Below are 23,272 nucleotides of genomic sequence, written 5' to 3'. Positions count from 1 at the left end.
GTTAGGGTTGCCCAGCGATTCACGACACATTTTGCTTTAGCCACAAACGCGGCGACATTCCCGTAACATGCTGAAAAGCGCGAGAGAAGCCAGAATAGCTGTTGTACCCCACTTCATCCGCCACCCAATTGATAGGCTTGTTTTGTAACAGCAACGATTGAGCCACAGACACCCGCCACTTTTGTACATAGTCGCCTGGGGTTTCACCGACTTCACGCTTGAACGCTTCTATAAACTGAGTTCGAGACATCGCTGCCAATGAAGCCATTTGCTCTATCGAAAAGTGGCGAGCAGGCATTAGATGAATCGCAGTAACGACCGGAGCAAGTCGCGGATGAGCAAGCGCAGAAAATACGCCTTGATCGATCTGCTGTTGTTCAATGAGATGGCGGAAAATCAAAGCCATCAAGGCGTCACTCAACTTGTCCATTAGATATTGTTGCCCCGATGAATCTTGGCTCGACTCTCGAAATAGCACCTGTATCACTGGCATTAAGTTAGGTGCATCCGCAAACGGAATGACTATCACGTCAGGCAAAGCAGACAATAAAGGATTCATCTGCCCTGAACGATATTCGACATTCGCACACACGACCTCAGCACCTTCTCCCACGCCTTCAATCACATGTGGTGTGCTGTTCGGAAGGTAAATAATGCAGGGCTGTGACAGCTGCCTGTACTCCGTGTGCTCGCTAGACAAGGTCAATTCACCCGCGCTCAATACATGAAGGTGCCCTTCTTTACCTTGTTGCGGCTTAAATGACGACACTCCGCACAAATTGCCAGAATAGAAAACACCGGTACGTATCGAGAAGTGTTCCATTAGTTGTGAAAGCAGATCCATGTATCCTCCGAACGATTCGCTTACTTTTAAGTTCTTTTGTCCCTCTATAGACCGGACGAGTGGGCTAAATTACTTCAAACAAGATAACCAACACTGACAAGGAACTTGATATGTCAAACATGAAATCGACCAGTCAAAAAATCACTCTATTGGCCGCGTTACTAGGAACCAGCTTTTCGTTAATGGCAGCAGACCTTGATATGAGTGTCGACAAAAATGATCTCGCCATTAAAGGTTATGACCCTGTCGCCTACTTTGCCAATCAAGGGCCAGTTAAAGGCACCTCTGAATTCACGGCGACTTATAAGAATGCGATTTATAACTTTGCGAGTAGTGAAAACAGAGATGAATTTCGAGCTAACCCAGCAGCTTATGCACCTCAATATGGCGGTTACTGCGCCTTCGGTGTAGCAATGGGTAAAAAGTTTGAAACCGACCCTCTCGCTTGGAAAGTAGAAGATGGGAAGTTGTACTTGAACTTAGACAAGTCAGTTCAAAAACGTTGGTTGGAGAACACACAAGAGTTCATCCAAGATGCCAATAGCAACTGGACCACGATCAAAACAGTCGAAGCTTATAAGCTCTAGGTTCTAAGTTCTAAGTTCTAAGTTCTAAGTTCTAAGTTCTAAGTTCTAAGTTCTAAGTTCTAAGTTCTAGCATTCAACGTTTATCCATTGCCCACTAACAAAACGGAAGCGACCGAACGCTTCCGTTTTTCTTTATGACCACCCAACTAGAGATAAAACCAAAGTTATTTATCACACCACAATAAACAACGATATGTCGCTCAAGCTTATGAAAAATCAATAAGCCCTCAGTACGAATCAAATCCATTTTTATTCTATACTCCTAAAAGATAAGCTTTTCTTTTCATGGAAGAATAATGATATTACCTAGGATTTTCACACTCGGACTTTACGCCTTATCAACACTGACTTATGCCAACCCGTGGCAGTTCGTCAAAAGTGAAGATGGCATCATCATTGATAAGAGACCTCACACTGAAGGCTTGGTAGAGATACGAGCACAAATGCAAACGCCCACCACTTATTCTGGTTTTTTACTGTTATTGGAAGACAGCGAGAACGTGCCAAACTGGATAGACAACGTATCGGAAAGTCGTGTCTTGATGCAGATATCTGAGGATGAAAATATCGTCTATACCCAATTCAAAGCGCCATGGCCTGCTAGAGATCGCGATATGGTGACCTACTCAAAATACAGCATTGAGGATGGCCAGTTTGTCTTGTCGATAAAGGATGCATCTAACTATTTGGCGAAAGAGTCGGGGTATATTCGAATTTACGATGTGGACGCACTTTGGACGCTGCAACCGCTCACCAATGGCAATACTTACATTACCTACACCGCGTATGCGAACGCAGGTGGCATCTTGCCAAATTGGTTGATGAATAAGTTATCGATTGGCAGTGCACTGAGCACATTTAAAGGGCTAAAAGAACAATTACCAAAGTACCAAGACCAACAGCACCCTAACCTGCCAAGCGAGTCTCGCTAGCTATAGAGATAATTCCAGTCGCTAACCGTAAAAGCCAGATAGGCTATGGTCTTCTGGCTAGATCGCGAGCCAAGATAAGTGCTAAACCAAACACCTGAAGAAACAGGGCAATATTCTTATAGAAAGCCATTTTTTCATCGAGCCTTTGGATTAACTCAACCAAGGTCAGATTATCCAAATAGTAGTCATCGATTCGTGCTCGTTGCGCTTCTTGGGCACTGTTTATCAGCATCATAAGCTTGGGTAAATTAGCCAACGAGATGGCCGGCACCTCATCACTCACCCAACTCCGGAGTTGGCCGCGGAGCGCTTCATCGAGGATGGTGGCTGATTGAACGGTTTCTGTTGAGGGTTTATCTAGGTGAATCAGAATGGCTTCACGCTTGCGCTCTAAGGTTTCGATCGTATTCCAGGCCAGTTGTATTGAGTACACATTGCCGTATTTACGATCGTTGTATTCCGCTTTCTCCGCTTCAATTTTGTCTAACACCAAACTCGACATGACAATCGCCATGACGTTCAGTATGAGACCTGCAAGGACAATCGCCCAAGCAGGAGGAAGGCGCAATGCCATAATGCTCCCTAGAACATTTTATCAAAAGGTAGGTAAGCTAAGTTTAGGACAATCAAAGAGATCATGCAGATAAGCGTTAACACCATCCCCACTTTGCGGCCTTTAAAATTTTTCGCCAAGATCCCTTTTGCATGAATCACTCGCCCCAGAATGAACGCCACACCAATGACATGAATAAGCCACACGCCAGCCCCATTCATCTCTAACAACCCCATCAAAATCACTGTGATTGGGATGTAGTCCATAGCGTTACTTTGTGCCGAACGTGCTATCTGTAACGACTCAACACCGCCATCGGCATGAGCAACAAGATTGATTCGCCTCTGTTTAATCACCTCAATCGCCAACCAAATCATTACTACTGTCAGCAGAGCTGCGTAAAGTGCTGTTACCATCATTTTTCCCTATTACTTGGAGTTTGTTGGGCATGTTTTACCTCTAGACTAACGGATGAGGTCAACATAGAAGGATATTCGCGCCCGAACACTTGTAAGAGATCTCTCACACCGAACGTAAGAGATCACAATCAAGCTTCGCAGAAAATTCCTAAAACACAAACTCAACCCCTTGTTTTATATGAATCCACGCATATTTCTTTCGGTTAGCGAGTGCATTTATTTTTTCAGGTGGATTGTGAGTAAAGCCTCCGCAGTGTTTAATACACATGTCGACAGGGAGTTGGCGGGAACAGGAAAAAGCCTAACGGATTAGGTATCTTCAGGATGAAGATTTGATGGCTTAGGATGAGTTATCAGCAAGGAAGTTATGCTCTAGGATAGAGTCACTTATCAGGATGATGAGTTAGCAAGGACACCGCTAGGACGGCGATGAATTGGATAGGTTAAAGGATTTAGCCACGTCAAGGAACGATGCAGGGAGCACCAGTTACCTATTGAAAGATAAGTAACGCGCAGTAGCAGGATGGCTACGAAAAGAATAGACCCCGTTTGGTGAAAGCCAAACGGGGTTTCCTTTTTTGTAACGTCTAAAAGCTGTTAGTAGCTAACCGTTAATAGCAGCTAACCGTTAAAAGTCACGTTACAAAATGATGTTCATCAAGAACATTGCACCAAAGGCATTCAACACTGAAATCGCGATCATCACCGGAATGTAACGACCTTCAGTACCAATCGGGCCCATGATACGTCCCATGTATTGCACCTGAGAGCCCATCAAGTAGATAGCTGGCGCCAAAATAGCAATATGAGTGCCATTCAGAATACCTTGGTCAAACAGCGTGATAACCACACCTACTGCGCCGCCCATCGACATCCACGCGCCAATCAATACCGCTGCCGCTTCGCCAGGTAAACCAAACACCGCCATGATAGGTGCAAACACACTGCCCATCAGATCCAGCGCACCCGTGATTTGTAATGCTTTGATGATGACGAATGCCATTAGAACGTTAGGTACCGTAGAGGTAGTCGCAATGACCCAGCCTTTCTTAGCACCTTCAACGAAAATATCAGTAACCATTGGTTTCTTTGCTTTAACTTCGCTCATTATGCTACTTCCTCTTCCAGTTTTTGTTCTTTATCTGCTTTTGGTTTGTCTTCTTTGCCTTCAGTAATATTGAGGTAAATACGGAATAGGTTCGCACCGACAAATTTGAAAACAAACATCACCGCAACTGCTAAGCCAATAGACGAAGTTACAGCAAGAGAACCGTCCATCGCCGTCAGCGTGAACAGCACCGCACCTGAAGAGAAGAAATTAACGATAGCCGCACCCGCCGTGAACTGGAACATGGTGAAAACATCGGTTTCACGCTTAGTCAGATGCCCTTCATCTTTGAGCTGACGTGTCATCGCAGCACCCGCATCGGTACTTTGGAGAGAAGCGATCAGTGCCAAGCCTGAGTTGCCCGGAATACCCATCAAAGGACGAAGTAGTGGAGTGAGTAGTTTACGAGCTGCATCCAATGCGCCGTAATGCTCAAGAACGTTGATCATACCCAGCGCAAACATCACGGTCGGAATAAGTGTCAAAGCAAAAATGAAACCGTCGCGAGCACCGCTACCGCCTTTACCTCGCAATGAAGTAGTCGCAGCTTGGATACCATCGGCAGTTTCACTCACATCGTAAGCGACCTTGCCAAATGAACCATTAAGCGTCGTAAAATCTAATACGCCATACCATTCGTTGGACTGCATTAAACCTGAAAAGAACACAACCGCGAAAGCGAGTGCGATGTAACTGCCGATCGTGACTTTACGATCGGTTTTGGTTGGATTAGTCATAAGGACCTCTATACATCTCGTTTATGTGGAACAGAACACGTATAGATAGTGCAAACTAATGAGCAAAAGGTTACTGACCAAAATCAAATAGCGTATCGGTTTGAATAAAAGAACAACAGCAACATATAAAACTGTGATTTGGATTTAAAACTAGAAGCTATTGCTAAAAAGTTTAGAATATTTCACATACAAAACTAATCCAAATTCGCTTCAACAACGCAACCGAAAACACACACAGTCGCCACACAAATCAAGCTTAAGGCAAGAACCCCATACACAAGCCGATCTCTGATAATCTCGTGAGATATCTCTTACAAGGCTTTTTGTGCTCAATTTGAATTTTATTATAATACAAATACTTAAAAAGTGATTTCGCTTTTAGAATACAACCGTTTGCCTCCAGTTGATTGGATTTTAAGCCAAGCGGAAACGATGAGCCATTTTATAAAGGATTTGAGCTAAATTCGAAATTCCAGCAAATAGAGGTGCTATAGACTTCGCGCTGCCAATATTGAAGGAGAGCAGTGGTTAATATGGAAATGAAAACACTTAAGTATCAAGTAATGGGTAAAGGTATGTGGATCACAGCAACGGTTTCTCGCGCGGTTGCGGACCAACTTGCGATGGAATACCAATCCTACGGCTGGCCTGTTGAGGTATGTGCTGTAGAGCAAACAATGACGTTTACTCAGAATGCAGCATAATGTTGGCGATTTAGAAGAAGCTCTATCGGCATAGTGTTCGATAGAGCTTTTTCACTTCATCTCTATTTTCCAATGATCTCAGCTTTCCATCATAGTTTCTGATTTTCAACATAATCTATTGAATTATTAAGATATCTATCACGCTCCACATGGTTATTTAGGTCTACGCTTTTACCCGTGTTAATGACTTATTAACTTCGGAGCGTAATCCATGCTAGGTATCCAGCTTTCAGTTGTTCTCTCTTTATTGTTTTTTTCTACTACGGCAGGCGCTGCTACTGCTCAGTTGGGAGAACCTCTCAAACTCACCAACTCATTTGTTGGCTACCTATCCCTAACTATTTTTGTTGTCGCGTACATCGTTGTGATGATGGAAGAATATTTAAAGCTGCGGAAATCGAAGCCAGTTTTACTTGCTGCAGGCCTTATCTGGATCATCATTGGCTTCACCTACCAAGAACACAACCTCACTGAGGTAGCGAAACAAGCACTCGAACACAACCTACTCGAATACGCCGAATTACTGCTTTTCCTATTGGTCGCGATGACGTACATCAGCGCTATGGAAGAAAGAAGACTGTTTGATGCGCTTCAGGCTTGGATGGTGGGTAAAGGCTTTAACTTCCGTTCTCTGTTCTGGTTAACCGGTATTCTGGCCTTCTTTATTTCGCCGATTGCCGACAACCTCACCACCGCTTTATTAATGTGTGCCGTGGTTCTCAAGGTGGCGGGCTCAAACCCAAAATTCGTAAACCTTGCCTGTGTGAATATCGTAATTGCGGCCAATGCTGGCGGCGCATTCAGCCCATTCGGGGATATCACAACGCTGATGGTATGGCAGGCAGGCTACGTGAGTTTTAGCGAATTTCTTCCCCTATTTATCCCTTCAGTCATGAACTACATTGTTCCAGCCCTGATCATGTCTTACTTTGTTCCGACGACTCAACCCGACACGGTGCATCAACATATTGAACTTAAGCGAGGCGCAAGACGCATCGTATTTTTGTTCATCATGACGATTGCCACAGCTGTCGCTTTCCACGCCGTGATTCACTTCCCTCCTGTAATGGGCATGATGATGGGGCTCGCCTATCTGCAGTTCTTTGGTTATTACTTGCGTAAGACCTTACCCAACTCACTCGCTAAGAAAAAAGCGGTGGCGATTGCCAACAACGATGAGGGCGCATTGAAGCGACTCGGCTCCGTCGTGCCCTTTGATGTATTTCGAAGAGTTTCGCATGCCGAGTGGGACACACTGCTGTTCTTCTATGGTGTTGTAATGTGCGTCGGTGGTTTAAGCCTGCTTGGGTATTTGGAACTTGCGTCTGGGGTGATGTACAGCCAATGGGATCCAATTTGGGCCAACATCATGGTGGGGATCTTGTCTGCAATTGTCGATAATATTCCGGTTATGTTCGCGGTGTTATCAATGGAGCCTCAAATGTCGATTGGTAACTGGTTGTTGATTACCTTAACGGCAGGTGTGGGCGGTAGCTTATTGTCGATTGGTAGCGCTGCAGGTGTGGCATTAATGGGGGCGGCACACGGCAAATATACTTTCTTTGGTCACCTGAAATGGATGCCAGTGATCATGATTGGTTACGTGGTGAGTATCGCTGCCCACCTTTGGTTGAACGGTGACCTTTTTTAATAAGACTCTGTTTTGATAGAGTCTTATTCTAGAGGGTTGAATCATCTAATGGTTTTTCAACTCGTGTCCAGACATTGCTTAACTGCATAGCTGGACACTGATTGCACGTTAGCATGGCACCTTCTTGATGGATTCGCATTACCAATCCCGGCCCCTCGCGGCTATTCCCTGAATTAAGTTCAATGTTGATCAGGTCATCTTCGACATGATAACTGCGGGTAACACTGCTGTTTGCTGATTGATAAATGACTTGTCCTGACTCGAATTCGAGATAACTTTCATTATCTGCGTTCTCGTACATACCACTGAATAAAACAAGCCGAGGGACTTCGAAGGGACGAGTGGTATCCGTTAAGCATCCTGTTAGTAACAGTGCGCTACTGCAGCCAATTATTAGAGAGTGATGGCTATTCATTTGGGCATCCTTGCCTAGAGAACATGGTTAAAGAATATGCAACCAAATAAATATTTTCCAGAAAGCAGCCACTTTTATTGCGAAGTCACACTTTAGAACTCTCAACGTTCATCGGTAATCAATGCGTAATATTCAACAAAAAACCGACAGAAAGACTCTCTACTCCTCGATTCTTCCCTCAATAGATAACAAACGCTGTTTGCGTTCTACACCGCCCGCATACCCGGTCAGCTTGCCATTTTTACCAATCACTCGGTGACATGGCACAATCACTGACACCGGATTTTTTCCATTCGCTAAACCCACTGCACGCACTGCTTTTGGGTTACCGATTGCATCAGCCAGTTGTGCATAGCTCCATGTTTCCCCGTAAGGAATAGTTGTAAGTGCTTGCCAAACCGATTGCTGAAATGGCGTGCCCTTTGCCGCGATTGGCACAGAAAACTGGATAACCTCACCCGAAAAGTAACGATTGAGTTGGTCGGTGACCAATTCAAAGATCGGAAAGCCATCATCTCGAACACCTAATTCTTCAGGCTTGGTGGTGTATATTTCAAACCATAGACCTAACAGCCCTTCATCGTTCGCCTGTAAAGTCACTGTGCCCAGAGGGCTCTCGTAGTAAGTAAAACGGTTAGCCATGATATCTCCTAGCTTAGTATTCCGATTAAGATTGATTCCAACAATGGAATGTGGCGTAGCTTCCCCAAGGTGAAACGCTCTCTGCATTAATAGCAGGACGATGCTCGATGAACTTCTTCACCACCAAATCGCCTACGAGCAAATGGTTAGGTTCACTGAGCCCACGCAGCAGCGCATATTGGATCGTCCAAGGACCAATACCTTTGAGGTCAATCCACTTAGAAGGATGCTCGGCTTCGTTATCGACCATGTATTGGGCAAAACGCTTTAAGGTTTCCTTGCGACTTCCCGGCATCCTCAAGAAGCTCACATCAGCCTCCGCTATCTGTTTAGGCGTTGGGAAACTGGCTTTCTCATGCTCACCAGAAAGCTCTTTCACCAATAGGTTGAGCTGACCAATCGCCGCCGTTACCGAAACTTGTTGGCCCAGAATCGCTCTTACTCCGGCTTCCCAAGCACTCCACACACCAGGGATGCGAATACCACTCTTAGCAACCAAGTTGGGATCAATGGTGGTAAAGAAATCTTCAACTTTGCTGATATCAACATCAAGGTCGAACATACGTCGAATATTGGCGATCAAGCTTCTTAATTGGCTCATATCATCCAACTCAAACTCAATATCCAAGCTGCTCTCTTTGGCTAAAGTGGCCTTGAACCAGCCCGTCGAACCATTCACATTCACTGTGCGTTGGTAATAGCCGTCGCCCACCTCTTCTAAGCCTTCAATCATTCGTCGTCGATAAAAGCCCAGCAAATGATCCCAGTCCAACGGGCCATGAAAACTGAGTTGGATATGATTACTTAGGTTGTTACTTGGTTTGGCTCTTCGGATGTGACTTGGCGAAAGCTGCAGCTCTTTTTGAAAGGCATCATTGAAACGGCGCGTGCTGTTAAAACCACTCGCAAAGCCCACGTCTGTAATACTCATGCTGCTGGTATGCAGTAACTGCTTGGCAAACATCAACTGGCTATAAAGGCTATATTGCTTGGGTGACACTCCGATGTAATTGTCGAATAGGGTTCGTAGATAACGATCTGAAATGCCTAATCGAGTGGCAAGGTCGACAATCGACCCCGAATTCAGCGCGCCGTTATCGATTAATTGCATAGCTCGCAGAAAGGTGGTCTCAACCCCTTTCCACGCTGGAGAGAAAGGCGCGCTGTCTGGGCGACAACGTAAACAGGGGCGATAACCCGCTTTCAAAGCCTGAGCTTGATGAGAAAAGTATTCGACATTTTCTTCTTTGGGTGGGCTTGCCGGGCAAATAGGTCGACAAAAAATACCCGTCGTTTTCACCGCAGTAAAAAACATCCCATCAAAACGAGCATCTCGTGCATAACGAGCTAAATGGCACTGCTCACTCGTTAACGTACTGTTGTGATGAATACTTTTCGACATGTCGTGCTCTTCCCTTTGATCATAACCTTCATTCTGATAACTAAAAGTTTACCGTTAACTTCCATTGTCGCTAGCCATTTTCGGAAGCGAAGGTCAGATAAATCACAAAAAAGGTTTTAATTTTACTCAATTCGGCTAAATTTAACCTAGAGAAGGTGTTCTTCTCACAACGTCAACGATAGGTACTTAGCACGCCAAGATGCAGAGACCTATTGAATAATAAGGAAAAAGGCTATGGTTTTACACACGTGTCGTATTGTTTTATCAAACCAACAAGTTCTCACCAGTCAATCAGTCGAACAATCTCTCAGCTTTCTTGAAGATAAAGCGAGCAACGGGATTTCTAAGGTTGAAATAGACGCAACCGATGGACATCAGATCCATTCATATCTATCTCACTCTCTTGAAGAGTCCATTGAGAACTTAATGAACCTATAGCTTGTTGAAAGCATAACGCTTTGAAAACACGAGCTCTGCAATTTGGTGCTTTTGAAAATTTAGCTCCTTGAAAACTTAGCGTTTTGAAATAGGTTACAGATACCAGGCTTAAACTGGTTTAAAAACAAAAATGGCTCCCAAGGGAGCCATTTTTTATCGAATCAATTTTTTACTTCATCAGCACCATAGTGATAACGAATACCACTATTCTGGTGCTTGCTCAGCGGCTTGTTGCAACGTGTAAGCAGTCGATGGGTCAATCTCGTTAACCAACTTCTCAACTTGAATGATCGCGTCAACCGAGGTGCTGCTTTTGCGGTAGCTAAGGTAAATAGGGCGATACCAATCTTCAACACCTTTCACCTTATGAAGCTGACCTGAGTCGATAAACGGCTCAACCATAGAAACAGGTAAATACGCACTGCCACCTTTCTCTAAGATAAAATCTAAAGCGATACGAGCCGTTGAGGTACGTAGATACGGCGCGGGCACTTTTGGGTGACGCTCGGCATGTTCAGAACCAAAACGCGTTCCCCAATCGACATAAACGTATTTATGTTGGAATACAGATTCCAGATCATCTTGTTGCGTTGATACCAACACCAAAACCAAATCAGCTACTTTTTTACAGTTCAGCTCTTCCGCTTTGATCTGATCGAACGCAAAAGCCATATCTAAGGTTCGTTCTAACAAATTACGGTTCAGTTGCTCGCGCCCCATCACCTCTGCCATAAAACCATAACCACCAAAAGAATCGGTCACTACGCTCAAACAGTTTTGCAGATACGCATCCCAAATATTCGGTGTGCCACCCAGTGTTAACTGCAAGGCTTTGCCACTTTCCAACGACAGCTCAAATTTGGCTTGTTGTAAGGTAGACACCATCACTTCAGCATAACCAATCAAACGTTCACCGGAAGAGGTGAGCTTGATGTTATTGCGGTCACGAATGAAGAGCTGAGTATCAAAATAGCCTTCAAGCTGTTTGATTCGCGCACTCACCGCCGCTTGTGTTAAATACAAGTTTTCAGCTGCACGCCCAAAATGGCGCACCCTTGCAACCTCAAGAAAGGTTCTAAATACTTTCACATCCATCAAATACATCTCTGTAATAAATCTGCTAACTAGCCGATCTAGGATTGTTTATCGTAAAGGCAAAAACGTTTTGTTTCCTATTTTAGCCTTTTAACAATATTTTCGCGTGAGCAATAAACACTAATTTCTATCTAACCACATTACTGAGGCTGATATGTCTGAGACCGAATTCCGACACGGAAAAAAACGTTTTTATGACACCATTAAATTCCCACGAGGGTTCGCTAAGTCAGGTAATTTTACTCTGTCAGAAGAGGAAATCCTAACCTTGTTTGGTGACACTATGCTTGCACTTGAGACTGGTGAACTAACACCAATCAATGCAGAAGAAAAACACTTCATAAAAGTGTTGTCTCACCCTCATAAGGCAAAGTCCAAATTAGACCTTGTCTGGTTGAAATACATTCAACTAGCTCGTGGACGCCGTCGCTTTCATACCCTAAACGGCTGCAAACGCGGTGAAGTGCCAAGGGAAGAATACGAAAGTGAGTTAGTGTTAGAAGATTAGTAAAATAGCTCAAAGTGATACGTCATCGCTTTGGGCTTTTTTTTGCTTCAAATACACTTTTACGTCGTAAGTTATAAGTCTAGCTAAAGTACACCTTTTTACCAATATGTATATAAAATTCATAATGATAGAATGGCTAATCGTGACTAAAATGTGATTATCTTACACTGTACTTATTCACTAATGCCGTTCCACTTATCATCATAGGCTTAAGCCCCCTTCATCACCTTTCCTTTTAGCTATACTCATTTATCCGTAATCACGAGACCAGAACCTCCTAACCTAAACATCGCTCTATTGTGATAAATACCTCGTTATAACGACTGACCTAGACTCGAATAAGCTAACGCAATTTTCAGGGCAGGATTGATGTCTTCAGCGACTGTATTGGATTGACGTGACGATATATGACAAACGTATTAATCTTGTTTAACGACACCAAATATCCATACAAAAAATGTGCAATTTTGAGAGTTCTAGTCACAGATACCATTAAAAAAGTAAAAACTTGACCTAAAACAATAGCGGAAGTGGATAACTTATTTTATAATGCGAATTAATGTTTCAGAACACTATAAAATTTAATTTCTAGGGGCAAAATCAATGAGACTTATTCCTTTAAGCAACAAAGCAAAAGTAGGTAAATGGGCTGCTCGTCACATCGCAGATTCTATCAAAAAATTCGCTCCAACTGCTGAGCGTCCATTTGTTCTAGGTCTTCCTACTGGTAGCACACCTCTAACTACTTATGCTGAGCTAATTGAACTTTACAAAGCGGGCGAAGTGAGCTTCAAGCACGTTGTAACATTCAACATGGATGAGTACGTTGGTATCGACCCTAACCACCCAGAGTCTTACCGCACATTCATGCACGAGAACTTCTTCAACCACGTTGATATTCAAGCAGAAAACATCAACCTGCTAGACGGCAAAGCTGAAGACATCGATGCTCACTGTGCAGCATACGAAGAGAAAATCCGTTCATACGGCAAAATCAACCTGTTCATGGGCGGCGTAGGCATCGACGGTCACATCGCATTCAACGAGCCAGGTTCTTCTCTATCTTCACGCACTCGTATCAAAACGTTGACTGAAGACACTCGTATCGCGAACTCTCGTTTCTTCGATGGCGACATCAACCAAGTTCCTAAATACGCACTAACTATCGGTGTTGCTACTCTTCTAGATTCTGAAGAAGTAATGATCCTTTCTCTAGGCCACAACAAAGCGCAAGCGCTTCAAATGGCTATCGAAGGTTCTGTAAACCACATGTGGACTGTTACTGCTCTACAGATGCACCGTAAAGCTATCATCGTTGCTGATGAGCCAGCTCAACAAGAGCTAAAAGTTAAGACTCTACGCTACTTCCAAGAGCTAGAAGCTGAAAACATCCAAGACCTATAACCCCCATAGTCTTGGATAGAAGGGCGTTTTTAATAAAGAGAGCGTCTTGAATAGAAAAAGCCACTGAATGTGGCTTTTTTTGTGCCTGCTGCTTTTGTGTTTAATGGGAAGAGAGGTTTCGGGTATTTTTTATAGGCATAAAAACAACAAAGCGATTTCTCCAACAAGAGAAACCGCCATCATTTTAAACTTTGTATTGATACGAACGAACAGCTACAAGATATGTAGGATGCGAAACAAGTTAAGCAGGGCTGCAAACTAGAGCTAAGAGCTCAGCGCGTTATCTCGGCATAAGGTCGTAATAATGTCAGTGATAGCCAATATGATCGTCGACTTCACCTTTTGATTATGTCGCCCCAAGAACATTTCAAGCATTGGGCCAGACATAGTCTCCACCATCTCTGCGTCATATTCGATCGGCATAATACGCTGAATCGCGTGCACCTTGTTGAGCTCAAATATCACATCAACTTCTGTAAAGCTGGTGTCTTCGCCTTGTATTTTCGCCCACTCTTTCAAGGTAACGAAAACCTCTAGATCATCGTAGAGTTCTTTACTGATCACACCAAGCCCGAGTAGCAACTTAGCGCGAATCATGATCTCGCCTAACGGCCCACCACTGTTGAGAAGTGGTTCTACAACGAACTTAATTGCCGTGTCGTCTTTCTTGAAGATGTTTTTTAATACGGCATCTACTGTGTCATCCAATGCATCGTAAGCAGCCATTAGGCAGGCGCTAGCACTCTCAGCTTCCGAAAGGGCTTCGAGTAATTCAGTTTCATGGCTAGTTTGTATTGGCATAACGGCTCGACAATAAGAAAGTGCCACTGGTGTGGCACTTTGATGGTTTATCATTTCAATGCTAGATAAGCTTCTTCCGCTAGTTTAACAACTTCTGAGTCACTATTCAGCTCAGAATAATGCGCTAATGTCTCAGCAAAACCTTTTTCTGCGAACATTGCCTGAAGTTCAACCGCTTGAGGGTCATCTTCATTTTTGTAATGGAACGCAGCTGCGATCGCTTTTACTAGATGAGCATTTGGTAGCCCGTATTCTAGCGTACCGTTCAATGGCTTGACTAGGCGATCTTGAGGACTCAGCTTACGAATAGGTTGACGACCAACACGATCCACTTCATCACGTAGGAACGGGTTAGCAAAACGACCAAGAATTTTTTGGATGTATGCCGCGTGCGCTTCTGGATCAAAGCCGTAACGCTTAATGAGAACAGCGCCACTTTCTTCCATCGTTGCTGTTACTTCAGCTCGGATTACGTCGTCTTCGATAGAGTCTTTAATTGTCTCGTGACCAGCAAGTACACCAAGGTATGCCGTTACCAAGTGACCCGTGTTAAGCGTGAACAATTTACGCTCAACGAAAGCCATTAGGTTATCAGTGCATTCCATTCCTGGGATGTTTGGAATCTCACCCTTAAATTGTGTTTGGTCTACGATCCACTCGCTGAACGTTTCAACCGTTACCGCTAGAGGGTCTGTTTCACCTGCTTCTGCCGGTGGAACAATACGGTCAACCGCTGAATCAACAAAACCAATGTGCTCTTCAGTGAACGCCTTCATTTCATCAGAAAGGTGCTCTAAAACTGCTGCTTTTAATTGGCTAGTACCACGAACCATGTTCTCAGCCGCAATGATGTTCATTGGTGCCGTGTTGTTTGCTGCAGCACGCTTTTCAATGCCTTGAGCAATAGACTTAGAGATGATTTTTAGAACTGTAGGTCCTACCGCTGTTGTCACAATATCAGACTCAGCAATGCAATCTACTACAGCACCTGTTGCTGAATTTACCGCTGTCACATTCTTAACAACTTCAACAACACACTCTTCGCCAACAATCTTAACTGGGTATTCTTGACGTTCAATTAACGCATTTACAACCGTTTCATTTACGTCAGCAAACGTAACCTTCATACCAGCGTCAGAAAGAAGCTTACCAATGAAACCACGACCGATATTACCTGCACCAAAATGTAACGCTTTCATAATTTTGACCTTATAAATATTTAAATCTAGATAGCTAACCACTCAACAACATGCCTTGACGATGTGCCCTAGGCATCAAGCAGTAAGCTATTCAGACTGAATCTTCTTAGAGGAGATTAGACCGAAAATGAGGCCAGTAGGGGGATACTGGCCTCCTTCACTCAGGAGCTTGACTAGAGCTTGTTAGTTTCCGTTGAGAATACGTAGAACATCAGCAGGGTTTGTTGTGTTCTGTAGGCATTCCACAGCTTCTTCATCGTCGAGTGAATTGGTAATAGCCATCAGCACCATGTTGTGCTCATCGCCTTGTGCGGCAATACCGATAACCATCTTAGCGATATCATCTTCATCTTCGCCCCACTGAATACCTTCAGGGTACTGACAGAAAACGATGCCAGTTTTTTGTACGTATTTTTTCGCTTCGATCGTGCCGTGTGGTACTGCGATAGACTCACCTAGGTAAGTAGAGACAAGCTCTTCACGAGCAAACATGCCTTCTACATATTCTGGTGATACGTTGCCCAATTTGACCAGTTTCTCACCAGCAAACCTGATAGCGTCTTCTTTTTGAGTCGCTTTAAGGCCAAGGAAGATGCTGTCGTCAGTCAGTGCAAGCTTGTTACCTTCTTGTGCTGGAGCTGCTGCAGGAGCCGGAGCTTCTACTTTCGCTTCACCACTTTGAGCATTCGTAGCCTGAGCTTCTGTTAGCTCTGCAACTAGCTGGTCGTAGACACCGCCGTCTAGGAAATTGCTTAGAGACATGTGCATTGCACCTGGTACGGTGTTACGAGCACGGTCTGTTAAGTCTTTATGCGTGATAACAATTTGCGAATCAGCCGGTAGGTTGTTGATTGCGTAGTTTGTTACTTCAATATCTAGGCCTGCTGCTGCTACCTTTTTACGAAGTAGACCAGCACCCATTGCACTCGAACCCATACCTGCATCACAAGCTACATAGACAGCTTTAACATCCGCTAGGTTTACACCAGCTTCTGATGCAGCACCTTTAGAAGACGCTTTCATGTCTTTCATTTGAGCCGATGCTTTTTCTAGTGAATCTTCGTCATCACCTTGAGCTGAAGTCTTAAGTAGGATTGAAGCTACGATGAAAGACACAGCCGTTGCTGCGATTACAGAAAGTACAACACCGATGTAAGAGCCTTTTGGCGTCATCAATAAGATAGCGAAGATAGAACCTGGTGATGCTGGAGAGATAAGACCAGAATCGAACACTACGTTAGTGAATACACCCGCCATACCACCCGCGATTACAGCAAGGATTAGACGTGGGTTCATTAGAACGTAAGGGAAGTAAATTTCGTGGATACCACCTAGGAAGTGGATGATAGATGCACCAGCAGCAGACTGCTTCGCGCTACCTTTACCAAACACCATGTAAGCAAGTAGAAGACCAAGACCTGGACCTGGGTTCGCTTCGATTAGGAAGAAGATTGAGCGACCAATTTCTTCAGATTGCTGGATACCTAGTGGAGAGAAGATGCCGTGGTTGATTGCGTTATTTAGGAATAGGATTTTCGCAGGTTCAACAAAGATAGAGGCAAGAGGCAATGCACCCGCTTCAACCATTACGTTAACACCAGCCGCCAAACCAGAAGACAGAACTTTAACCGCAGGGCCAATCACGATGAACGCGATGATCGCGCAGATCATGCCGATGATGCCCGCAGAGAAGTTGTTCACTAGCATTTCGAAACCACTCTTCACTTTACCGTGAACAGCTTCATCGAATTTCTTAATTGCGATACCACCCAGTGGACCTACAATCATTGCACCCATGAACATTGGGATATCAGTACCAACGATAACACCCATTGTCGTGATAGCACCCACTACGGCACCGCGGTCGCCACCAACCATTTTACCACCGGTATAACCGATCAATAGTGGTAGTAGGTATGTGATCATTGGACCAACCATTGATGCTAACGTTTCGTTAGGCCACCAACCCGTTGGAATGAATAGTGCAGTAATGAAACCCCACGCAATGAATGCGCCGATGTTTGGCATTACCATATTGGATAAGAAACGACCAAAGTTTTGAACCTTAATCTTTGCTTCTGGTGATAACATAGGTAGAACCCCGTAATGTATTGGTTGGTCAAATGACCGAAAGTGTGTACTCAAAAGTCGATTAAAATGTATCACAACATTTTCAAAATGCACCTCAGCCCAACTTTCGTGATAACCATCACACGCAAAAAACACTTTCGGGTTAACGAGTACACCTTAGATCACAAAAACATCATGAATTTAAATTACAACGCCAAGTTAATGAGAATAGATATCATTAACATAAGATCTGGATCACATTTTATTTGTAATACTTAAAAATAAATAGTGATATAAATCACACTTAATAAAATATAGCATCTGAGATCTATATAACCCGTATAAAAGAACATCGTGTCACGAATAATAAATATGCACCAAGATGGGTAAAAAACCTAAAACTGTAATTTAATTACAAATTAGGCGACATTTTGCTTAACATTCAAAATGAGAGCGAATACTCACTAAAAACATGGACCAGTGAACTGCAGTTAGTATCAACAGTTGTGTTATTGTATTTCCCTATTCTATACAACAGCCCCTCAACATTAATCAGCAGTTCTACTGCTAATTGAGAAACAGACTATGCCAGACAAGATTTCCACATCAGCACTAGCCAAACAAAAAGGGATAGAAGCAAAGGCTCTATTCAGTGATTTGAAAACAGCTGGCTATATCGTGCGTTCACAGGAGCGTTGGGTACTCACAGAACGAGGCGAAAGCTTTGGTGGGGAGTATGTCGAACACAAGAAGTTTGGTGTCTTTATTGTCTGGCCAGAAAAACTACTCATCGACCTAGATTCTTTCTCTGGAAAAACGCTAACGGCAACTCAACTAGGCAGTGCCTTTCAACTTAGCGCAAAAAAAATTAACCTGTTGCTCAGCGAGCTTGGTTGGATAACACGTGAAGAAGATGGTTGGCATGTCACCTCAACAGGCTTAAAAGCAGGCGGTGAACAAAGGGAAGATAAAGCGACTCAAAACCTATTTGTGGTATGGCACGATTCGTTGGTTCGCAATAAACGTTTGAAGCAGTCTGTTGTCGAATTTCTAGGGCATGATGCTGAAAGCCACTCTACCGATGTCTCGTTTTCTAGCTTTCGTCAGAAATTTGAGGCGAAACACCGAACCTTAGACGGACATTATGTGCGTTCAAAGGGAGAGCTGATCATCGATAACTGGCTTTATATGGCGGGAGTGGTTCATGCCTATGAACGTCCGCTCCCGATATCAAAAGAAGTAATGAGCGATTTCTACCTGCCAAGCGGCAAGGTATACATTCAGTTCTGGGGAACAGATTCAGGCCCTATAGAAGAAGACAAACGAAATGCGACCAAGAAAGTTTACCAAGAGCACGGTTTTAGCTTGATTGAACTTAACCCTGAAGATATCCCAAACCTCGACAGTGTACTTCCCTCTTTATTACGCCAATATGGAATCAAAGCGTACTAACTGGCTGATTTTCGAAAACCAACACACATCCAGATCACACTAATCAAATCATTATGGACATTATTAACCATAGTGATTTGATGTGTTCGCTATTTTTCCCAAGCCAATCTTCTATTATCTTACACCCATCGACTTGAGCTACCGCAGATACTCGATTTATTGGGGCATGTTCGATAGCCATTTAAGCGTTCAGCCTTTTAGAGGCTGACTGTTCTAGAAACGACTTCTATAGAGATATAGCCTAAATGCGTTATCCGTTTATTGTTGACGTTACCGAACATAAAACCCTACAACATTTATATTGATAGATATTAGGATTCAACATGACTCATCCAATCATTTCAGATCTAAACACTCGCTACACAGCTAAAAAATACGATGCAGAAAAGCGCATCTCTGCGGAAGACATGGAAGTAATCAAAGAAGCACTTCGTTTGTCAGCTTCTTCTATCAACTCTCAGCCTTGGAAATTCATCATCATTGAGAGTGACGCAGCAAAACAGCGCTTCCACAATACTTTCGAGAACATGTTCCAGTTTAACCAACCGCATGCGAAAGAAGCGTCACATACGATCCTGTTTGCTCACGATCCTAAGTACACTAAAGAGAAATTCGCAAAGCGTGCTGACACAGAAGTAAGCTCTGGTCACCTACCTGCTGAAATGTACGAGCAGTTCTTAGGGGCTTACGCATTCGCAGAAATGAACACAGATGAGACTGGTTTCAACGGAAACTGGACTAAGTCTCAGGTGTACATCGCGCTAGGTAACACAATGCACACACTGGCTCGTCTTGGTATTGCTTCAACACCGATGGAAGGCGTAGATGCCGCTATGATCGGTGAAGAGTTTGCTGACGAACTAGACGGTCACGTTGTTGATGTAGCGCTAGCAATCGGCTACCACAAAGACGGCGAAGACTATAACCACGGTAAACCAAAAGCACGTCTAGCTCTTGATGAAATCGTGACGACGCTTTAACGCGTTAATTAAGATGACGAATGAATCAACAGCTATAACACGTTAAACAGTTACAACGCTTAACTGCTACAACGCTTTAATTTTTAAAACGCTTTTTCGTTTTACAAAATATAGTTTCAACAGCACTTCAGACTGTTAAATTACACTGCCTTGTTTTGGCCAGACACTCGTCTGGCCTTTTTCATTTCTGTATTTCGCATCCATCCTTTCTATCTCAGCTTTAGCCATTCCAGCCGCTTTTTAGACCACCAATACTTGATCAATCCACGTGTTCTAATTCGCGAAGCGCAGGAGTTACGCTATAATCCCCTTTGTTGAAACATGTCCCTCACCCTGCTCTTTCTGAGCAAACATCATTAATTTTCTTGCCAAACCGCTACAAATCCACAAAGTCATAAAGACACCTAAGATTCATTTTAACTACAAAACCCATCAGGTCAAAATGACTTGCAAAACAACACAAACACCAAACAAATACATTTAAAACAGACACTTAAAAACATGGCACAACTAGTGCAATGATGACCTTAGATATTTAAATAAGGTATTATCATTATGACTATTCACGTTAAATCAAATGTTCACTGGGTTGGCGTCCACGATTGGGAAACAGAACACTTCCATGGTAAGGAATACCACATGAACAAAGGTACCAGCTATAACTCGTACCTGATTCGTGAAGAGAAAACGGTGCTTGTTGATACCGTTGATCATCGCTTTACTGAACAATTCCTTGCAAACCTTGAGATGGAAATCGACATCAATGAGATCGACTACATCATTTGTCAGCATGCTGAAGAAGACCACTCAGGTGCCCTTTCAGCACTATTAGCCAAAATTCCAAACACACCCGTCTACTGCACAGAAGCTGGCGTTAACTCGATTGTTGGCCATCACCATCAGCCTGACTGGAACTTCCGAACCGTTAAAACAGGCGACACGCTCGATGTCGGTAACGGTAAGCAACTCATCTTTGTTGAGATGAAAATGCTGCACTGGCCAGACTCAATGGCAACATACCTCACTGGTGACGAGATCCTGTTCAGTAACGATGCGTTCGGTCAGCACTACTGTGATGAAAACCTATTCAACGATCAGCTAGACCAAGTCGAGCTTCATGATCAATGTCTGCGTTACTTCTCGAACATCCTCACACCTTTCGCGCCTTTGGTGAAAGCGAAGATAGAAGAAGTATTGAGCTTAGGTGTGCCTATCGATGTTATCGCAACCTCTCATGGCTGTATTTGGCGCGACAACGCGACGCAAATTGTTGAGCAATACTACGAGTGGTCTAAAGCCTACAAAGAAGATCGTATCACCATTGTCTACGACACCATGTCGAACAACACTCGCATGATGGCTGACGCAATCGCAAAAGGTATCCGTAAAGGCAGCCCAGAAACAGCAATCAAAGTCTTTAATATCTCTAAGCACGATAAGAATGACATCCTTGCCAATATCTTCCGTTCAAAAGGGGTTCTAGTCGGTTCATCGACCATGAACAATGTGATGATGCCGCAAATCGCAGCACTACTAGAAGAGATCCACGGACTTCGCTTTGCTGGTAAAAGAGCCGCAGCATTTGGCTCTTCAGGTTGGACAGGCGGCGCAGTAAAACGTATCGACGCTCGACTACGTGAAGCTAACTTCGAAGTCAGTGCGCCACAACACATCCATTGGAAACCAGACACAGACGCGCTTCGCCAATGTATCGATTACGGCATGACACTGGCCGAGGTTTGGCGTGTAGAAGCAGATGAAGTGAGCACACCGAAACAAGTATCACGTAATGTAACACCGCTTGAAGCCACACCAACACCGGTAAACATCACTGCCGAGCTCAAAGACACAACAGAGCTGAAGCCAGAAGAAGCGCAAGATAAGCCAGTACACAGTGCAGACTGCACTTGCTGGCGTTGCACAGTATGCGAATGGGTGTACGACCCACAATTGGGCGAACCCTACCAAGGCGTCGAACCCGGAACTCCTTGGGCGCAAGTACCTGATGATTTCCTTTGCCCTGAATGCCATTTAGGCAAAGAAGTGTTTGTGGAGAAGTAGCATGTCGAACATTGTTATTGTGGGTGGCGGTTTCGCTGCCCTACAAACCATCAAGATGGTACGTAAGCTTGACCAAGATATCGCAATTACTATGATCACCGCCGATGCCGGGGTTGAGTACAGTAAGCCGAATCTTTCGCACGCGTTCAGTCAGGAACAAACGCCGGAAACACTCGCAGTACATAACGCTCAACAATTGGCAGAGCAGTACAACGTGGTCATCAAAACCAAAGCACTTGTGAGCGAGATAGATACTGAGCAGCAGTGTGTTCATGTTGATGGCCAATCTATCCACTATTCAAAGTTGGTATTAGCGACGGGCGCGACGCCTTTTATACCACCAGCGGAAGGGCTTAAACGCAGCGCAACCATTACGTTAAATAGTTTGGAAGAGTTCGATAAACACAAAGCTCAGATCGATGGCGCTCAACGCATCACCGTGATGGGTGGAGGCTTGATTGGGGTCGAGCTCGCATTCGACCTTCAAACTGCGGGTAAAGATGTCACGATTATCGAACCCGCAAGTTATCTATTGAATAACCTAGTGCCACCTTTCGTTTCGCTTGAATTGGAAAGGGAACTAACAAAAGCAGGGGTTACCGTCGAAACCGACTCTGCAGTGTGTCGCGCAACGTATCTCCCTGATGGAGTGAGGTTGCAAACCACGTCTTCTCGATTGATACGAACCGATATCGTGATTGCCGCAGCAGGGCTAAGACCAAACACACAGTTAGCCACACAAGCGGGAATAGAAGTAAACAAAGGGATTGTAGTCGATACCATCATGAGAACCAATGTCGAGAATGTGTATGCGATTGGTGACTGCGCCGAAATAGAGGGGCGTGTGATGGCTTATCTTCAGCCCGCTATTTTGTCTGCAAACGTGTTGGCTAAGCAGCTGGCTATGGGTAACGGAGAGAGCAAAGTGGGCGAAGGAAAGCTCAGCTTGCCTCACATCATCACTAAGGTGAAAACACCGAGTTACCCGATTCAACTCGCAGGGCGCGATATTCAAACCGCTCAGAGTTGGGAAACTCGATTCGATCCTAAAGGCATTGTCGCTAAGGGCTTTAATGAAGATAACCAGTTGGTTGGATTCATTGTCACGGGAGAACACACCAAAGCGGCGTTCCCTCTGCTCAAAGAGCTACAGGCAAGCTCACCCGCATAGGCTCAATGACATACGCTCAATAATATACGTTGAATAAAATAAGCGGCATTCGCTAAAACAAAAAAAGCCAGTCAATCGACTGGCTTTCTTGTATCTGCA

23 protein-coding genes are annotated in these 23,272 nt (G+C 44.2%); 11 read left to right on the top strand and 12 right to left on the bottom strand.

The annotated features are described in order from the left end of the window. Positions 1-19 precede the first annotated feature (19 nt). Positions 20-844 carry an AraC family transcriptional regulator gene (locus QWZ07_RS05985; protein ID WP_192852396.1) on the bottom strand — a complete coding sequence of 275 codons (825 nt, stop codon included), beginning with the start codon at positions 842-844 and terminating at the stop codon, positions 20-22. A 110-nt stretch (positions 845-954) separates the two neighbouring features. Here QWZ07_RS05985 and QWZ07_RS05980 point away from each other — a divergent pair, with 110 nt between their 5' ends. After that, on the top strand, positions 955-1,431 hold the full coding sequence (locus tag QWZ07_RS05980; RefSeq protein ID WP_192852395.1) for a YHS domain-containing (seleno)protein: 477 nt from the start codon (positions 955-957) through the stop codon (positions 1,429-1,431). Between the two features lie 296 nt (positions 1,432-1,727). Then, a complete protein-coding gene (locus tag QWZ07_RS05975) occupies positions 1,728-2,363 on the top strand; it encodes an START domain-containing protein (protein ID WP_192852394.1) in 636 nt (211 codons plus the stop codon). Between the two features lie 43 nt (positions 2,364-2,406). Here QWZ07_RS05975 and QWZ07_RS05970 read toward each other — a convergent pair whose 3' ends face one another. From QWZ07_RS05970 to QWZ07_RS05955, 4 genes are all read right to left on the bottom strand, one after another. Further along, a complete protein-coding gene (locus QWZ07_RS05970; RefSeq protein ID WP_192852393.1) occupies positions 2,407-2,937 on the bottom strand; it encodes a DNA mismatch repair protein in 531 nt (176 codons plus the stop codon). A gap of 8 nt (positions 2,938-2,945) precedes the next feature. Further along, on the bottom strand, positions 2,946-3,332 hold the full coding sequence (locus QWZ07_RS05965) for an MAPEG family protein (RefSeq protein WP_004732742.1): 387 nt from the start codon (positions 3,330-3,332) through the stop codon (positions 2,946-2,948). A 643-nt stretch (positions 3,333-3,975) separates the two neighbouring features. Further along, entirely contained in the window at positions 3,976-4,443 is a 468-nt protein-coding gene (locus QWZ07_RS05960; RefSeq protein ID WP_004732741.1) for a YjiG family protein, read from the bottom strand. Then, positions 4,443-5,180 (bottom strand): nucleoside recognition domain-containing protein, encoded by a 738-nt coding sequence (locus tag QWZ07_RS05955; RefSeq protein WP_004732740.1) that lies wholly within the window; start codon positions 5,178-5,180, stop codon positions 4,443-4,445. The genes QWZ07_RS05960 and QWZ07_RS05955 overlap by 1 nt, the downstream gene beginning before the upstream one ends. Before the next feature lie 533 nt (positions 5,181-5,713). On the opposite strand from QWZ07_RS05955, the gene QWZ07_RS05950 reads away from it, so the two are divergent. After that, positions 5,714-5,884 carry a hypothetical protein gene (locus QWZ07_RS05950; RefSeq protein WP_017111344.1) on the top strand — a complete coding sequence of 57 codons (171 nt, stop codon included), beginning with the start codon at positions 5,714-5,716 and terminating at the stop codon, positions 5,882-5,884. A 211-nt stretch (positions 5,885-6,095) separates the two neighbouring features. Then, positions 6,096-7,535, top strand: coding sequence for a sodium:proton antiporter NhaD (gene nhaD, locus QWZ07_RS05945; RefSeq protein WP_192852392.1), 1,440 nt, complete (start codon positions 6,096-6,098; stop codon positions 7,533-7,535). A 28-nt stretch (positions 7,536-7,563) separates the two neighbouring features. Here nhaD and QWZ07_RS05940 read toward each other — a convergent pair whose 3' ends face one another. The 3 genes from QWZ07_RS05940 to QWZ07_RS05930 all read right to left on the bottom strand — a co-directional run bounded on the left by QWZ07_RS05940 (position 7,564) and on the right by QWZ07_RS05930 (position 9,994). Further along, on the bottom strand, positions 7,564-7,950 hold the full coding sequence (locus tag QWZ07_RS05940) for a hypothetical protein (protein WP_102306256.1): 387 nt from the start codon (positions 7,948-7,950) through the stop codon (positions 7,564-7,566). Positions 7,951-8,109: 159 nt separating this feature from the next. Then, on the bottom strand, positions 8,110-8,592 hold the full coding sequence (locus tag QWZ07_RS05935) for a methylated-DNA--[protein]-cysteine S-methyltransferase (protein WP_192852391.1): 483 nt from the start codon (positions 8,590-8,592) through the stop codon (positions 8,110-8,112). A 25-nt stretch (positions 8,593-8,617) separates the two neighbouring features. After that, positions 8,618-9,994, bottom strand: a complete 1,377-nt coding sequence (locus QWZ07_RS05930; protein WP_192852390.1) for an AlkA N-terminal domain-containing protein — start codon at positions 9,992-9,994, stop codon at positions 8,618-8,620. A 234-nt stretch (positions 9,995-10,228) separates the two neighbouring features. Between QWZ07_RS05930 and QWZ07_RS05925 the strand changes: the two genes are divergently transcribed. Next, positions 10,229-10,432, top strand: a complete 204-nt coding sequence (locus QWZ07_RS05925) for a hypothetical protein (RefSeq protein WP_017107064.1) — start codon at positions 10,229-10,231, stop codon at positions 10,430-10,432. 204 nt (positions 10,433-10,636) lie between these two features. On the opposite strand, the gene QWZ07_RS05920 is transcribed toward QWZ07_RS05925, so the two are convergent. Further along, positions 10,637-11,527: a LysR family transcriptional regulator gene (locus tag QWZ07_RS05920; RefSeq protein ID WP_029223593.1), complete on the bottom strand. Its 891-nt coding sequence runs from the start codon at positions 11,525-11,527 to the stop codon at positions 10,637-10,639. A gap of 154 nt (positions 11,528-11,681) precedes the next feature. On the opposite strand from QWZ07_RS05920, the gene QWZ07_RS05915 reads away from it, so the two are divergent. Next, a complete protein-coding gene (locus QWZ07_RS05915) occupies positions 11,682-12,035 on the top strand; it encodes a MaoP family protein (RefSeq protein WP_017107062.1) in 354 nt (117 codons plus the stop codon). 603 nt (positions 12,036-12,638) lie between these two features. Beyond that, complete coding sequence (gene nagB / locus QWZ07_RS05910; RefSeq protein WP_017111336.1) at positions 12,639-13,439, top strand: glucosamine-6-phosphate deaminase; 801 nt, start codon at positions 12,639-12,641, stop codon at positions 13,437-13,439. 264 nt (positions 13,440-13,703) lie between these two features. Here the strand turns inward: nagB and QWZ07_RS05905 are convergent, their stop codons facing one another. From QWZ07_RS05905 to QWZ07_RS05895, 3 genes are all read right to left on the bottom strand, one after another. Continuing rightward, entirely contained in the window at positions 13,704-14,240 is a 537-nt protein-coding gene (locus QWZ07_RS05905) for an MltR family transcriptional regulator (RefSeq protein WP_192852389.1), read from the bottom strand. 50 nt (positions 14,241-14,290) lie between these two features. Continuing rightward, complete coding sequence (locus tag QWZ07_RS05900; protein ID WP_017111334.1) at positions 14,291-15,439, bottom strand: mannitol-1-phosphate 5-dehydrogenase; 1,149 nt, start codon at positions 15,437-15,439, stop codon at positions 14,291-14,293. A 183-nt stretch (positions 15,440-15,622) separates the two neighbouring features. After that, entirely contained in the window at positions 15,623-17,530 is a 1,908-nt protein-coding gene (locus QWZ07_RS05895; protein WP_102312235.1) for a PTS mannitol transporter subunit IICBA, read from the bottom strand. 564 nt (positions 17,531-18,094) lie between these two features. Here QWZ07_RS05895 and QWZ07_RS05890 point away from each other — a divergent pair. From QWZ07_RS05890 to norW, 4 genes are all read left to right on the top strand, one after another. Next, on the top strand, positions 18,095-18,961 hold the full coding sequence (locus QWZ07_RS05890; RefSeq protein WP_009846100.1) for a hypothetical protein: 867 nt from the start codon (positions 18,095-18,097) through the stop codon (positions 18,959-18,961). A gap of 323 nt (positions 18,962-19,284) precedes the next feature. After that, positions 19,285-19,941 (top strand): NAD(P)H-dependent oxidoreductase, encoded by a 657-nt coding sequence (locus QWZ07_RS05885; RefSeq protein WP_009846099.1) that lies wholly within the window; start codon positions 19,285-19,287, stop codon positions 19,939-19,941. A gap of 555 nt (positions 19,942-20,496) precedes the next feature. Further along, positions 20,497-22,002, top strand: coding sequence for an anaerobic nitric oxide reductase flavorubredoxin (norV, locus tag QWZ07_RS05880; RefSeq protein ID WP_102363776.1), 1,506 nt, complete (start codon positions 20,497-20,499; stop codon positions 22,000-22,002). A 1-nt stretch (position 22,003) separates the two neighbouring features. Next, positions 22,004-23,173, top strand: coding sequence for an NADH:flavorubredoxin reductase NorW (gene norW / locus QWZ07_RS05875; RefSeq protein ID WP_192852388.1), 1,170 nt, complete (start codon positions 22,004-22,006; stop codon positions 23,171-23,173). Positions 23,174-23,272 lie beyond the last annotated feature (99 nt).

The sequence above is a fragment of the Vibrio lentus genome (assembly GCF_030409755.1).
Taxonomy (GTDB): domain Bacteria; phylum Pseudomonadota; class Gammaproteobacteria; order Enterobacterales; family Vibrionaceae; genus Vibrio; species Vibrio lentus.
This window is presented reverse-complemented; position numbering and strand designations above follow the sequence as displayed.

Excerpts from the sequence above, each read along its gene's own strand:
- QWZ07_RS05985 (WP_192852396.1), bottom strand. The coding sequence starts at position 844 with ATGGATCTGCTTTCACAACTAATGGAACACTTCTCGATACGTACCGGT.
- QWZ07_RS05980 (WP_192852395.1), top strand. The coding sequence starts at position 955 with ATGTCAAACATGAAATCGACCAGTCAAAAAATCACTCTATTGGCCGCG.
- QWZ07_RS05975 (WP_192852394.1), top strand. The coding sequence starts at position 1,728 with ATGATATTACCTAGGATTTTCACACTCGGACTTTACGCCTTATCAACA.
- QWZ07_RS05970 (WP_192852393.1), bottom strand. The coding sequence starts at position 2,937 with ATGGCATTGCGCCTTCCTCCTGCTTGGGCGATTGTCCTTGCAGGTCTC.
- QWZ07_RS05965 (WP_004732742.1), bottom strand. The coding sequence starts at position 3,332 with ATGGTAACAGCACTTTACGCAGCTCTGCTGACAGTAGTAATGATTTGG.
- QWZ07_RS05960 (WP_004732741.1), bottom strand. The coding sequence starts at position 4,443 with ATGAGCGAAGTTAAAGCAAAGAAACCAATGGTTACTGATATTTTCGTT.
- QWZ07_RS05955 (WP_004732740.1), bottom strand. The coding sequence starts at position 5,180 with ATGACTAATCCAACCAAAACCGATCGTAAAGTCACGATCGGCAGTTAC.
- QWZ07_RS05950 (WP_017111344.1), top strand. The coding sequence starts at position 5,714 with ATGGAAATGAAAACACTTAAGTATCAAGTAATGGGTAAAGGTATGTGG.
- nhaD (WP_192852392.1), top strand. The coding sequence starts at position 6,096 with ATGCTAGGTATCCAGCTTTCAGTTGTTCTCTCTTTATTGTTTTTTTCT.
- QWZ07_RS05940 (WP_102306256.1), bottom strand. The coding sequence starts at position 7,950 with ATGAATAGCCATCACTCTCTAATAATTGGCTGCAGTAGCGCACTGTTA.
- QWZ07_RS05935 (WP_192852391.1), bottom strand. The coding sequence starts at position 8,592 with ATGGCTAACCGTTTTACTTACTACGAGAGCCCTCTGGGCACAGTGACT.
- QWZ07_RS05930 (WP_192852390.1), bottom strand. The coding sequence starts at position 9,994 with ATGTCGAAAAGTATTCATCACAACAGTACGTTAACGAGTGAGCAGTGC.
- QWZ07_RS05925 (WP_017107064.1), top strand. The coding sequence starts at position 10,229 with ATGGTTTTACACACGTGTCGTATTGTTTTATCAAACCAACAAGTTCTC.
- QWZ07_RS05920 (WP_029223593.1), bottom strand. The coding sequence starts at position 11,527 with ATGGATGTGAAAGTATTTAGAACCTTTCTTGAGGTTGCAAGGGTGCGC.
- QWZ07_RS05915 (WP_017107062.1), top strand. The coding sequence starts at position 11,682 with ATGTCTGAGACCGAATTCCGACACGGAAAAAAACGTTTTTATGACACC.
- nagB (WP_017111336.1), top strand. The coding sequence starts at position 12,639 with ATGAGACTTATTCCTTTAAGCAACAAAGCAAAAGTAGGTAAATGGGCT.
- QWZ07_RS05905 (WP_192852389.1), bottom strand. The coding sequence starts at position 14,240 with ATGCCAATACAAACTAGCCATGAAACTGAATTACTCGAAGCCCTTTCG.
- QWZ07_RS05900 (WP_017111334.1), bottom strand. The coding sequence starts at position 15,439 with ATGAAAGCGTTACATTTTGGTGCAGGTAATATCGGTCGTGGTTTCATT.
- QWZ07_RS05895 (WP_102312235.1), bottom strand. The coding sequence starts at position 17,530 with ATGTTATCACCAGAAGCAAAGATTAAGGTTCAAAACTTTGGTCGTTTC.
- QWZ07_RS05890 (WP_009846100.1), top strand. The coding sequence starts at position 18,095 with ATGCCAGACAAGATTTCCACATCAGCACTAGCCAAACAAAAAGGGATA.
- QWZ07_RS05885 (WP_009846099.1), top strand. The coding sequence starts at position 19,285 with ATGACTCATCCAATCATTTCAGATCTAAACACTCGCTACACAGCTAAA.
- norV (WP_102363776.1), top strand. The coding sequence starts at position 20,497 with ATGACTATTCACGTTAAATCAAATGTTCACTGGGTTGGCGTCCACGAT.
- norW (WP_192852388.1), top strand. The coding sequence starts at position 22,004 with ATGTCGAACATTGTTATTGTGGGTGGCGGTTTCGCTGCCCTACAAACC.